This is a genomic window from Pseudomonas sp. LBUM1645, from assembly GCF_059716185.1.
Map to the genome: position 1 here is coordinate 6,066,127 of NZ_CP166811.1, position 13,166 is coordinate 6,079,292.

The window sequence follows — 13,166 nt, forward strand, 5'->3', positions numbered from 1 at the left end:
TCTTTTTTCCGCTCCCCGCCACGCGGGACATAGATGCCTGTTACGGATTAACGCAGTCTTTCAACGATTTGCCCTGGCTTGAAGCCACGCTGCGGCTCCCTACATTAGGCATCCGCGCTCCAAAATACGCGGCACTGCTCACCCCCACAGCCCCCATCACCGCGCAGAAGATCACGCAAATCCATGGGCTCCACGGCATCAGACCGATCAGCAACAACGGTGTGATACTCGCCCAGACGGCGTAGGCAATGTTGTAGGTGAAGGAAATCCCCGAGACACGAATCCGCGCCGGGAATAGGCTGACCATCACCGACGGCACCGCGCCGACCACCCCACAACCGAGACCGGCCACCGCGTACGCCAGGCCGATCCAGCTGCCACCGATGATCAGGCAGGTATAGAGCACGCCGATGCCCAATGGCAGCAGCAGGCTATAGAGCATCACCGTGCGCCAGGCGCCCATGCGGTCGACCAGCAGCCCGGCGAGTACACAGCCGATATTCAAAAAGACAATGCCCAAGGCACTCAGGGCGAAGGTGTGACTGGCGGTCATGCCGAAGGTTTTCTGCATCATGGTCGGGGTGATCACCACGAACACCACCACCGCCGAGGTCAGTACGCAGGTGAGGATCATCGCCGGCAGCATGGCCAGACGGTGTTCACGCAAGACCGTGCGCAGCGGCAGTTCGACGGCCGCATCACGTTGGGCCTGCATGGCCATGAACACCGGGGTTTCGCTGAGCCAGCGGCGTAGCCAGACGCCGATTACGCCGAACACGCCGCCCAGCAGGAACGGGTAACGCCAGGCGTAATCAAGGATTTCCGTCGGGGTGAACGCCTGAGCCAGAAACGTCGCCGTCAGGGCCCCGATCAGGTAACCAAACGTCAGCCCGGCTTGCAGGAAACCGAGGGCATAACCGCGATGCCCGACGGGGGCATGTTCGGCGACGAATACCCAGGCGCTCGGCACTTCGCCGCCCACCGCCGCGCCCTGGAGAATTCGCAGGGCCAACAGCAGCAGCGGTGCGAAATAACCGATCTGGGCGTAGGTCGGCATGATGCCGATCAACAGGCACGGCAGCGCCATCATCAGGATGCTCAGGCTGAAAACCTTCTTGCGGCCCAGTCGGTCGGCGAAATGCGCCATCAGAATCCCGCCCAACGGCCGCGCCAAATAACCGGTAGCGAAGATCCCGAAGCTTTGCAGCAGTCGCAGCCACTCCGGCATTTCCGGCGGGAAGAACAGCTGGCTAAGGGTCAGGGCGAAAAATACGAAAATGATGAAATCGTAGATTTCCAGCGCGCCACCTAACGCCGCAAGGCCCAGGGTCTTGTAGTCCGAACGGTTGAACGGCGCCGGGCGCGAATCGGTATTGGCAGTCATGAAAAGAACTCTGGCATGGGCAAAAAACCAAGGCGCCCATGGTCTACGCAAACGCGCCAACGGACAACCCGTTAGACCAAAGTCTCAGTCTCGTAAAACTTCGTCACAAAAAAGGACCGATTGTTTTACTGTTGGCACCTGTCTAGACGGGCCTTTGCGGTTCTGAAGACCACAACAAACATAAAAATTCGAGGTACACCCGTGGCCGCTGATATCGAAGATACCCGCTCTGCCCGCTTTGCCCTGCGCTGCTCAAGTTTTGCCGAACGCTGGTTTCCCGACTCCTGGGTGTTCGCCGCACTGGCCGTGATTATTGTCGCCGTGGCCACTCTGTTCATGGGCGCCAAACCTACCGACGCCGCCATGGCCTTCGGTGACGGCTTCTGGAGCCTGATCCCGTTCACCATGCAAATGGCTTTCGTGGTGATCGGCGGTTATGTGGTTGCCAGCTCGCCACCGGCGGTGAAACTGATCGACCGGCTGGCGCGAATCCCGAAAAACGGCCGCTCGGCCGTGGCCTGGGTGGCGTTGATCTCCATGGTCGCTTCGCTGCTGAACTGGGGGCTGTCGCTGGTGTTTGGCGGCTTGCTGGTGCGCGCCCTCGCCCGCCGTACCGATCTGAAAATGGACTACCGCGCTGCCGGCGCTGCCGCCTATCTGGGTCTCGGCGCGGTGTGGGCCTTGGGCCTGTCCTCGTCCGCCGCGCAATTGCAGGCCAACCCGGCCAGCCTGCCGCCGTCGATTCTGTCGATCACCGGCGTGATTCCTTTCACGCAAACGATCTTTCTCTGGCAGTCCGGCGTGATGTTGCTGGCGCTGATCGTGATCTCGCTGATCATTGCCTACGCCACCGCACCCGGCCCGAACTCGGCCCGTGATGCAAAAGCCTGCGGCATCGATCCGAGCTTTAACCTGCCGCCATTGCAACCGCGCACACGCCCTGGCGAATGGCTGGAGCACAGTCCGCTGCTGACGATTTTGCTGGTACTGCTGGCGGCCGGATGGCTGTTCCACGAGTTCTCGACCAAACCGGCGATCAGTGCGATTTCCGGGCTGAACACCTACAACTTCCTGTTCATCATGCTCGGTGCCCTGCTGCACTGGCGCCCGCGCAGCTTCCTTGACGCTGTGTCCCGCGCAGTACCGACCACCACGGGCGTACTGATTCAGTTCCCGCTGTACGGCTCGATCGCGGCACTGATGACCACCGTCAAAGGCACTGACGCTCAGACGCTGGCTCACCACATCTCGACCTTTTTCGTACAAATCGCGTCCCACGACACCTACGCGCTGCTGATGGGCGTGTACTCGGCGATCCTCGGTTTCTTCATCCCGTCCGGCGGCGGCAAGTGGATCATCGAAGCGCCGTACGTCATGCAAGTGGCCACCGACCTGAACTACCACCTGGGCTGGGCCGTGCAGATCTACAACGCCGCCGAAGCCCTGCCGAACCTGATCAACCCGTTCTACATGCTGCCGCTGCTGGGTGTGCTCGGGTTGAAGGCGCGGGACTTGATCGGGTTTTCGTTCGTGCAACTGCTGGTGCACACGCCGCTGGTGCTGTTTCTGCTGTGGGCGCTGGGGACGACGCTGACGTATACGGCACCGGTCATGCCATAACACGTAAGTGAGTGATTGCACCTGTTGCAGGCAGGTGCAATCAGTTCACCCGGCTTGAGCATGAAACAAACGCCTGGATTTATCCTACATACAGGCTCGATTGCGCCTGACATGAAACCCGGAGAGTTCTTATCTCCAACCTATAAATCGCTGAGTAAACTCCGACAGCTCACAAAATTCTTAAAGTAAGACAGCACTGACCAAGGATGAACAAACACATGTCTTTAATTTCGAAAACGCTGGAAGAGATGATTAACGAGATTTACCAGGACGGTAGGGTTTCAGTCGTTGAATATAAAAAGCTGCGTGATGATGCAGATCGTCGTATGGACGCTGTCGTCCGTGAGTTCGGCCAGCACAACAATTTGACCGCCCTTCAAAAAGCGATGGATGTAGTGATGCAACTAACGCAAACGTCCATCATTGATGCCAAAAAAGCCAAACTGACCGATACAGGAGAGGCCATCGTCAAGGATGCCGTATTTGCACAGGTCGAGTACTTGCGCGCCGGTACTCATCTGGCACTCAAGCTGTTGTAACGCTTAAACCTCCATCCGGCCCATAGACATCAAGCCCGGGCCGGACTCCCCTGGCATACACACCGCAGGCTCTACGCAAAAAAACTACACGCACACACTGTTCTGTGTAACGCCGCTGATCCAGTATGGCGCGTAGCCCAATCAACGGGACCACGCTGAAAAGGATCTGAGCATGTTCAAATTCGCTGGCCTCACCCTCGCGGCCCTCACCCTGAGTGCCGCCGCCCATGCCGATGTCGACCTGAAGCTGGGCAGTACCGAACGCGTCACCCGCCTGTTCGCCTATCCCAACAACTGCAACGTGATCTGCTTCCGCAACTGGACGCTGGAGCAAACGGTCGAGCATTACCTGACCCAAAGCGTGCAGCGCGATGGTTACAGCGCGGCGAAAGTGCTGGTGAAAACCGATAACAATCAACTCTATGCCGAAATCAGCGGCGTACCCCGTGGCTATGAAAAGCCGTTGGCGGCGTTACTCGATGCCGGTGATCTGGCCTATACCGGCGCCAGCAAGCTGAATGCCGATGGCAAGTGGGCTTACAGCTGGTATCTGTTCCTGCCACTGGGCATGGCTCTGGAAAACCGCAAAAGCGTTGAACTGTTGCACTTCCCGCCAGACTATTCGTTGACCCAGGCTCAGGATTACCTGCGATCCGCCACCACCGATCGCTGGGCCACACTGCTGACTGTCAACGGAATTCCGGCCGATCAGACTGCGGGCTACCAGACCATCATCGACATCGCACCGATTGCCGCACCGTCCAACGCCGGCAAGGATCTGGAAGGTGTCTACGACTACTTCAAGGACTACCAGACCACGATGGTCAAGCAACTCAGCCGGAACGCCAGTGGTGAGGCGTTGCCGATGGTCGCCTTTGGCGCGCCGGTGCGTAACTGGATCAAGCAGCAATACGGGCCGACCGTGAACGTGCTGGGCCTGGTCAGCATCAGTCCGAGCGACGGGGTGAAAGTGCCTGTGCTGGGTTCCAACCACCCAAGCTACATTTGGTACGCCGCCGACCCGGAAAGCTATACCGGCAACGATGCCCAGGCCAAGGCCGACGCGGCTGGCCTTAAAGTCATGGGTCAGGATTTGAGTGCCGCGTGCTGGCAGGCCGCCATGGGCCGCCAACCGGACAGTAATCCCGACATTGAACTGAGAAGTTGCACCCAAACCTGGCAAGTGGCCCAGGCAGAAAAAACCTGCGAGCTGTTCTATACCTCGATCCGCAACCTGACGCCCGAAAAAGCCGTGGCCAAGTGCGCGACGGCACCGATCAAAACTCAGCTCAAACAGCTGAAAGCTCCGGTACCCGCGACTGCGATCCCTGTCCCTCCGCTGTAAAACGATGAACGGCGGGTCTACTGTCAGTTATGACAGTAGACCCGCCGTTTCATTTGCGAGAGGCTTGAGTCGTACCCATGTGCTGCAGAGCTGACAGGATCGTCAGCTGATGGAGGTCGCAGCACCCAGCCGACAAGGATCGTTATGAAAACCCACGCCCCGCACGAGACGCTCGCAAAACCTCCCGATGGAATTTATCCATTTGCGGAGCTGCCCGTTCGCCTTGGATTCCCCTCCAGGGCCGACTTCGAGATTATCGACAACACCAACGGATCGGCGGCAGCCGTCGCAGTACTTCGGGAATTTCCACGCATCAGCCGAATTTGTCGGGCTTCGGGGCATCTGCTGCCTTATCGGTGCCGGCATACCCGGCAACTGGCCCGTGGCATCCATGTCTACGACCCGCGCTTCTGCGGGCTGCTGCGACACTCCTGCGACCCAAACGTATTTCTCGACATGAGCGAGCTGTGGTTGTGGGCGCTGAAGGACATCAAAAAAGGCGACCAACTGACGATGGACTACGCGTCCACCGAAGACAAACTCCTGCGTCAGTTCGCCTGCCAGTGCGGCTCGTTCGACTGCCGAGGCTGGATCACCGGCTACGATGAACCGCCGAACGCCGACGGCCAGTTGTTTCTGCAGCACTGGCGCCGGCGAAGTCTATGTTGAAGGGCGTTACAACGTCTCGACCGGACGCAGACGGTATTGCGGCGGCAATTGCTCGAAACCGCTGATGGTGGCGTTCAGGCTTTTCCAGCGACCGTCCTTGATGCCATAGATGCAGCCGTGAACAGACAGGCTCTGCCCGCGGTGCCAGGCATTTTGCACAATGCTGGTGTGCCCGACGTTGGCCACTTGCTGGATCACGTTGTATTCGCAGAGGCGGTCGACCCGCTCTTCTTCAGTGGGCAATTTGGCGAGTTCTTCGCGTTTCTCATAATACAGATCGCGAATCGAGCGCAGCCAGCCGTCGATCAGGCCCAGCTGACGGTCCTGCATCGAGGCGCGCACGCCGCCGCAGCCATAGTGGCCGGTAACGAGGATGTGTTTGACCTTCAGCACGTCGACCGCGTACTGAATCACCGACAGGCAGTTGAGGTCGGTGTGCAGCACCACGTTGGCCACATTGCGGTGTACAAACAGATCGCCGGGCAGCATGCCGACGATCTCGTTCGCCGGCACCCGGGCGTCGGAGCAACCGATCCACAGGTATTCCGGGGTTTGCTGACGGGCCAGCTTGGCGAAGAAATCAGGATCTTCTTTGGTGATCGCGTCAGCCCAGCGCTCGTTGTTATCAATCAGATCTTGTAATTCGTTCATGCAATGAAGCCTCGAGAATGATGCGCTTCTATGACAGACAACCATCTGTCGGGGTCACGCGCCAGATGCAGAAACCCGGTTTTCCATGCCGGAGGAATTCTCAGCAGCCCAGGGGGTCCACCCTAGTAAGGCCTACAGTATGAGGAATTGCCATGACTGAATCACGACGTCCTTACGATGCGGTGCAACCCGAGCCCATCGATGACAACGAAGACCGCATGGGTTCGATGCATGAGCTGGATTTCGACGAGGAAGAACCCAGCGCCAAAATCGGCGACGAGCTGACGCAAGCGGAGCGTGAACGCCTGATGCCTCGGGAACGCGTACGTGAAGCCGGCATGACCGGGGCCTCGACCGATGACCATGAGTCCACCGACGACGACATGAGCCCGGAAACCCTGATTCATGAAGACGGCGCACGGGATGCCCACGAAGCGGGTGAAGGTGGCCAGGCCGATTGGGATTTGAGCATTGTCGATGAAGACGACATTGGCGGTGGTAATGGACTGGATGAAGAGGAACTGGCGCAGCGGGATCCGATGGACGGTAATCGTTGATCTATCTGTCTGAGAGGATCGGAATGTAGGAGCTGCCGAAGGCTGCGATCTTTTGACCTTCCTGTGTCGCGACAACAAAAGATCAAAAGATCGCAGCCTTCGGCAGCTCCTACACGGGATCGCTATTCAATCGACCAAAGTGCAGGCCATCACCACCGCATCTTCCCGCCCGCCCACTGCCGGGTAGTAATCGCGCCGCCGACCAATCTCGTTAAACCCATAACGCTCATACAACTTGAACGCGCCACGGTTGCTGTCGCGCACTTCCAGAAAACACTCCCGCGCCTTGGCGTCATACGCCCGGGACATCAAATGCTCCAGCAACGTCAAGCCCAGGCCACGACCCTGGTTTTCCGGTTTGACGGTGATGTTCAGCAGATGCGCTTCATCAAGGATGATCTGCACCACCCCGTGGCCGACCTGCTGCTGGCCTTCAAACATCAGCCATATCTGATATTTACCCAGCCCATCGAGAAAAATCCCGCGAGTCCAGGGATGGCTGTAAGCCGCGTATTCGATTTTCAGTACAGCGTCCAGGTCCGCCTCGGTCATCGGGCGGAACGATACAGCGTCACTCATTCGATTCTTTCCAGCGCGCCATCAGCCGACGCATGGCTTGCCAGACATCAGCCTTACGCTGTGGCTCTTCCATTAATAATTCCAGACCCGGCAGGGCCCAGACCGAGCCCAGGCCTTCGACCTGGAGTTCACGGTTGAAGGATTCGGCGTTCGCTTCACCGGCGAACCGCACCGCCGGCAGACCGATCAGCCACACGCAGACGCACGGTGCGTCTTCCAGCCGGGCCGAGAGAAAACCTTGCACGAAGTCGCGAGCCGCTTCCGGACCTTGATCCATGGTGCCCCGAGACAACAGCGGCCAACGCACCGGCTCGCCGACGATCTGCGGGCTGTCCGGCAGACCGGCGGCGCGCAGCATGTCTTTGAGCAACAGATAGGCGGGGTCGCGGGTCTGGAAGGATTCGCCTGTGGGTAACTCCACCAGCAGCAGGCAACGCCCGGCCCGCAGCAATTGCAGAGCGAAACGCGGTGGCGGCACGACTGGCGCCTTGGCCACAACCGGAGCGGCCTCTTCTTCAACCTTGGCATTCGTGCGTGTGCTGGCCAGCGACGGCCGTGGCACCTCGATTTTCACCCGTTCGGCCGGTTTGGCCACAGGTTCCACGGGGGAATCAGCCACCGGCGCGGGCGCAACCGGAGCAACCGGCGCGACGACCAACGGCTCGGGCATCTCCAGCAATTCGGGCCGCGAAGGCGCAGCAAAGGGCAATTCAGTGCGCGGCAGCCAGTTGACCACCTGCATGGCGGTCAAATAAGCGCGGCGACGGGACTCGATAAGCAAAGGTCGGCCACTTGTGGATAACTAAAGTGCGGTGATTCTACCGCCCTTCGCTCAAGATCGCCCACGCTTGATCGATAGAAAGCCAACTGTCCGTCCCGAGAGTGAATCGCAACGGGCGTGATGCAGTACAATCGCGACTTTTAATCGTCAACCAGCCGGCCATTCCGATGATCGAACCCAAGCGCGTCTTGCGCGCCCTCGCTGAACACTGGGCACTTCTGGAGCCACTGTGCGAGCACTTCGACCAAGGCACCTTGAGCCTCAACGAACTGCGTTCACAGTTGGCCGCCCAGCAACTGGACAGTACGCCGCAGGACATCACCAGCCTGCTGGACGTGTGGATCCGCCTCGACATTCTGGTTCCCGTGGCGAAAAGCCCGAACCGTTTCGAGCTCAACGCGCAGATTCACGACTTCCTCGCCTACCTGCGCCGTGAGCACCGTCTGGGCCTGTGCCTGGAGATCGAAGCCTATCTGCGCCATCTCGAGCGTCTGGCCGGTTATATCCAGGACGCCTTCGACATCCGCGACGGCCACGACCTGGCGCGCCAGTTGCGCCTGCTCGACATGCGCGTACGGGACGTATTGAAGAAACTCGCCAACGACGAACAGGCCCTGGTGGCCGTCGCCGAGCGGGCCAAGACCAGCGACCGGCAAATCCCGCTGCGTCAGCGCTACGCCGAAGTACTGGCGACCTGGGACGAATATGTCGAGCCGATGATTCAGTTGGTGAACGCCGACGGCGCCTTCGAACAAGGCGTGCGCAAGGTCGAGAACGTGCTGCTGAAGATGCTCACCGAGCAGCAGCGCCTTGGCCATCTGGTCGATGACGACATGCTGCTGCGCACCCATGCGCGCATCCTCGAAATGCAGACCAGCGCTCAACTGACCTTGCGTCACGCCCGCGAGCTGTTGCTGCCGCTGCGAGAAGAAGCCCGTCGGCACAACGCTGTGACCCGTGGCGCGGCGCTGGCCTTGTCGGCCATTCGTCGCAAAGGCATCGATGCGGTGCCACAAGCGGCGATGCCGATGTTCACCCGACCGCAAAGCACCTTCCTCGGCAGTGCCAGTCAAGTCGAAGCCTACGTTTACGCCCTGGCGCGTTTCGAGCCGAAACCGGCGCGCTTCCCCAAGGCGCACAAAACGCAGAAAGGCGAAGCGCCGCGCGCCCCACGCACGGTTCGGGAAATGCTCGAACGTTGCGAAGACGCCCTGCCGATGCCGGACCTGATGACCTGGTTGCTGGAGCAGGAGCCGGACGGCGCTACCGACGAATTGCTTTACTGGTTCTCGCGTCTGTCGCGGGAAAAACGCTTCACACGCGAGCGTCTGGAACGCCGCGATTACCACACTCATGAGCACCAGGTCAGCCTGCGCTCCTTCGCCCTGCTCTCGGCCCGCGACACCGCCGCCGAGGATTCTGCGAGCACCCCACATGCATCTTGATCTAAACGAACTGTCCCAGCTGGCGCCGATCTTTCGCGAGCTGTTCAAGGGCTATCACGTCAGCCGCCGCGATCCGGAGCTGTACGCGCAACTGTCGAATTTCCAGGACCAGTACCGCACGCTGTTCAAGGCATTGGGCTTTGAACTGGTCTGCGATACCCGTGGTTTCTACTACTTCGTGCCGGACCTCGCCGCCGCAGCAGTGAACAAGACCGCACAACGTCTGGCGCTGTTCACCTTCATTCTCGTCGAGCACCTGGCCGATCAGGGCCGCGATCCAGTCGCCGTGCTCGACGGTGGCAGCCTCGGCCGTGATGAACTGCCTTCCTTGCTGGAAAAGTACCGCGACCTGTTCATTCAGGCCGAGGTGCAGACCGTCGAAGAGCTGGAAGAAAAGATCATGCGCCGCATGACCCAGCTCGGTTTCGCCGGCGAAGAAAACGGCATTTACCGCTTCCTGCCGCCGATGCACCGTTTCCTCGATGTCTGCCTGTCGGTCCAGCAGGATCGCGATCTGGCCGCCAGCCTGCACAGCGTCTTGCCATTGCCGGTTCCGGTGCTGATCGATGACGACAGCGACGAAAAGCTTTTGGAAACCGATGACCCGCTCGATCTCAGCGACTTCGCTGAAGAAAGCGAAGAAGACGCCATGGCTCGCGCCATTGCCGAAGAACAGGAGACCGACGCATGAGCAAGGAACGCTACGGCATTCGCCGCTTCGCCCTTTTGAACACCGCCGGTTACAGCCTCGGCCTGTTCCCGCTGGAAGAACCGTTGTCGGTTTACGGCGCGAACAACCTCGGCAAATCCGCCTCCATTAACGCGTTGCAGTTCCCGATCCTGGCGCGCATGTCTGACATGAGTTTCGGCAAGTACAGCCTGGAACAATCCCGGCGATTCTACTTCGCGTCGGACACCAGCTACATCCTGGTCGAAGTGTCCCTGCCCCACGGCCCTCACGTCATTGGCGTGGTCGGTCGCGGCCCGGGCGGTGGTTTCGGTCACCAGTTCTTTGCCTACGCCGGCAAACTGGATCTGGCCCATTACCAGAAAAACGACACCTGCCTGCGTCAGAAAGAATTGTTCACCAACCTTGAGCGCGAAGGCCTGAAAGCCTACGAACTCAAGCCGGATGAACTGCGCCGATTGCTGGTCGGCGGTCACACTTCGATTCCGCTGGACCTGACGCTGATCCCGCTTCGCTCCACCAGCGAGCAGAGCCTGAAGACCTTCCGCGCACTGTTCATCAACCTGCTGCACATGCGCGAAATCACCGCGGCCAAGCTCAAGCAGTTGTTTCTCGATGCGTTCGAACACAGCCTGCGTTCCGGCAGCGTCGACTACATCGCCGCGTGCGAAGAAGCGTTCCGCGATGTACGACGCATGGAGCAGGACTACAACTCGCTGGTCACTGCCGGCCCATTGGTCGAAGCCCTTGCGGCAGGCGTGACCCAGCGCAACATCCTGCGCGGCAAACTGCACCGGATCTCGCCGCTGCTCGACTCCCTGCTTGGCACCTGGTCGGACTACGCCAGTGCGCGCAAGGAAGAGCTGACGATTCAGGCCGAGCATTACCGCAACGAGCAAGACGCGCTGCAAAACGATCAGCGCGGCGGCACTCAGGAACTGATGCGTCTGGAGCGGGAAATTTCCGGCATCCAGCGCTGGCTCGGCGAGTTGTCGGTGCTCAAACATCGCTTCGCCTTGGTCACTGACGTCAAAGTGCTTGAGCAGCAACTGCTCGCGGCCAAGGACGCGCACGATGAACTGGCCGGTGCGCTGGCGCAGTCGCGGCAGTTCTCTGCCGAAGATCTGGAAGAGCGTCTGCGGGATCTGGAAAAACGCCTGAAGTCGGTCAAGCAGCAACTCGATCACGCCGACAACAACAGCTATGCCCGTCTGCGCGAAGAATTCTCGCAACAGGACGTCGAGCGCCTGATGCGTTTGTTCAACAGCGCATTGTTCAGCCTGCCGCTGGGTGAGCACGGTATTACGCTGGACGAGGACGGTCAGTGGGTCAAATCCATGGAACTGATCCTCGACGGCTTCAAGGGCGAGCGTTTCGAAGTGCCGGGCCTGTCCATCGACATCTCGCACATCGAGCCGCCGGCCCTGCAAGCCCTGGCTGACCGCGCAGCATTGCGCGATCAGAAAGAGCGTCTGGACAAAGAACTCAAGCAACTGAAAACTCAAGCTGCCGTGGCCGCCGACCGCGCCGCGAGCAAGACCCAGACCGAAGCGCTGTACCAGCAAGTGCTGGATGCGCAGAAAGCTTTGGAAGATTTCCGCCGCGCGCAAACACTGAGCGCCGAAGAAGGCGACAAGCTGGAACAACTGGCTCAGATGGAAGCGGCGCAGGACGAGTTGAAGCGTTCCAGCGACGCCTTCACCGAACGCGTCCAGCAACTGTCGGCCAAACTGCAACTGGTCGGCCGGCAGATCGGCGACATGGAAGCCAAGCAACGCACCCTCGACGACGCCCTGCGCCGCCGTCAGCTGTTGCCGGCAGACTTGCCGTTCGGCACGCCATTCATGGACCCGATCGACGATTCCATGGACAACCTGCTGCCACTGCTCAATGACTATCAGGACAGTTGGCAGGGTTTGCAGCGCAGCGATGGTCAGATCGAGGCGCTGTACGCTCAGGTCCGCCTCAAGGGTGTGGCCAAGTTCGACAGCGAAGACGATATGGAGCGTCGCCTGCAACTGCTGATCAACGCTTACGCTCACCGCACCGACGAAGCGCTGACCCTCGGCAAAGCGCGTCGTGCGGCCGTTACCGACATCGCCCGGACCCTGCGCAACATCCGCAGCGACTACGACAGCCTCGAGCATCAACTGGCGTTGTTCAACCGCGAGATCAACAAGCGTCAGGTCTCCAACCTGCAAAGCTTCCGCATCGTGCTGGCCCCGAACAAGGAAGCGCTCAAGCATATCGACCAGATCATCCACAGCGCCGGTCAGTATGAAGAAGGCGAAACCCTTTCGGTCTTCGACCTGAGCCAAAGCGCCGATCAGGACAACAAGAACGAAGAAGCCAAGGAGTATCTGGCGCGTCTGGTCGCGGCGAACCACAACCAGCTCGGCCTCAAGGACTTGTTCGAACTGGCGTTCGAGATCACCAAGGTCAACGGTCAGCCGGTGATCCACACCGACATCGACGGCGCGGCATCCAACGGCACCACCATGACCATCAAGGCGCTGACCAACATGTACTTGTTGCTGCACTTGATGGACCGCGACCAGGCCGGTCGCGTGCGCCTGCCGTACTACCTCGACGAGGCAGCGGATATCGACGAGAAGAACCAGGCAGCGCTGTTGGAAACCAGCCTGCAACTGGGCTTCGTACCGATCCTGGCGAGTGTGAAGCCACAGGTCTGCGCCAGTGTCGCCATCGACCTGGAAGGCGGCAGCGGCCCGAACGGGATCTACATCGACGAGGCGGACTGGAAGTACATCCGTCGCCACGATGAAGTGAAAGCTGCCGTTATCGTTGAAGCGGATGAACCGGAGCTGGATGCGGTCTGAGTTAAACCGTTAGATACGAAAAAGGCCGCGATCCATTGGATTGCGGCCTTTTTTATTGACGACTCTCA

The 13,166-nt window shown here is 59.8% G+C and carries 12 protein-coding genes; 8 read left to right on the plus strand and 4 right to left on the minus strand.

All coding sequences use genetic code 11. The annotated features are described in order from the left end of the window. Positions 1-40 precede the first annotated feature (40 nt). A complete protein-coding gene (locus ACA079_RS27560) occupies positions 41-1,384 on the minus strand; it encodes an MFS transporter (protein ID WP_497701618.1) in 1,344 nt (447 codons plus the stop codon). A 201-nt stretch (positions 1,385-1,585) separates the two neighbouring features. Between ACA079_RS27560 and ACA079_RS27565 the strand changes: the two genes are divergently transcribed. From ACA079_RS27565 to ACA079_RS27580, 4 genes are all read left to right on the plus strand, one after another. Beyond that, positions 1,586-3,004 carry a short-chain fatty acid transporter gene (locus ACA079_RS27565; protein ID WP_033061219.1) on the plus strand — a complete coding sequence of 473 codons (1,419 nt, stop codon included), beginning with the start codon at positions 1,586-1,588 and terminating at the stop codon, positions 3,002-3,004. A 218-nt stretch (positions 3,005-3,222) separates the two neighbouring features. After that, entirely contained in the window at positions 3,223-3,543 is a 321-nt protein-coding gene (locus tag ACA079_RS27570; RefSeq protein ID WP_008153466.1) for a hypothetical protein, read from the plus strand. Between the two features lie 172 nt (positions 3,544-3,715). Continuing rightward, complete coding sequence (locus ACA079_RS27575; protein ID WP_497701619.1) at positions 3,716-4,888, plus strand: hypothetical protein; 1,173 nt, start codon at positions 3,716-3,718, stop codon at positions 4,886-4,888. Positions 4,889-5,032: 144 nt separating this feature from the next. Further along, positions 5,033-5,557, plus strand: a complete 525-nt coding sequence (locus ACA079_RS27580) for an SET domain-containing protein-lysine N-methyltransferase (protein ID WP_497701620.1) — start codon at positions 5,033-5,035, stop codon at positions 5,555-5,557. A 6-nt stretch (positions 5,558-5,563) separates the two neighbouring features. On the opposite strand, the gene can is transcribed toward ACA079_RS27580, so the two are convergent. Then, a complete protein-coding gene (can, locus tag ACA079_RS27585) occupies positions 5,564-6,208 on the minus strand; it encodes a carbonate dehydratase (protein WP_033061212.1) in 645 nt (214 codons plus the stop codon). A 152-nt stretch (positions 6,209-6,360) separates the two neighbouring features. On the opposite strand from can, the gene ACA079_RS27590 reads away from it, so the two are divergent. Next, positions 6,361-6,765, plus strand: coding sequence for a serine kinase/phosphatase (locus ACA079_RS27590; protein WP_497701621.1), 405 nt, complete (start codon positions 6,361-6,363; stop codon positions 6,763-6,765). 126 nt (positions 6,766-6,891) lie between these two features. On the opposite strand, the gene rimI is transcribed toward ACA079_RS27590, so the two are convergent. Next, complete coding sequence (rimI, locus tag ACA079_RS27595) at positions 6,892-7,344, minus strand: ribosomal protein S18-alanine N-acetyltransferase (RefSeq protein WP_008145534.1); 453 nt, start codon at positions 7,342-7,344, stop codon at positions 6,892-6,894. Then, positions 7,337-8,086, minus strand: coding sequence for an energy transducer TonB (locus ACA079_RS27600; RefSeq protein ID WP_497704389.1), 750 nt, complete (start codon positions 8,084-8,086; stop codon positions 7,337-7,339). Before ACA079_RS27600 ends, rimI begins: the two co-directional genes overlap by 8 nt. 206 nt (positions 8,087-8,292) lie before the next feature. On the opposite strand from ACA079_RS27600, the gene mksB reads away from it, so the two are divergent. The 3 genes from mksB to mksF are packed head-to-tail and all read left to right on the plus strand — an operon-like array spanning position 8,293 to position 13,098. Beyond that, a complete protein-coding gene (gene mksB / locus ACA079_RS27605) occupies positions 8,293-9,570 on the plus strand; it encodes an Mks condensin complex protein MksB (RefSeq protein WP_162556247.1) in 1,278 nt (425 codons plus the stop codon). Continuing rightward, entirely contained in the window at positions 9,560-10,261 is a 702-nt protein-coding gene (gene mksE / locus ACA079_RS27610) for an Mks condensin complex protein MksE (RefSeq protein ID WP_008145537.1), read from the plus strand. The genes mksB and mksE overlap by 11 nt, the downstream gene beginning before the upstream one ends. Further along, entirely contained in the window at positions 10,258-13,098 is a 2,841-nt protein-coding gene (gene mksF / locus ACA079_RS27615) for an Mks condensin complex protein MksF (protein ID WP_497701622.1), read from the plus strand. Before mksE ends, mksF begins: the two co-directional genes overlap by 4 nt. Positions 13,099-13,166: the final 68 nt, after the last annotated feature.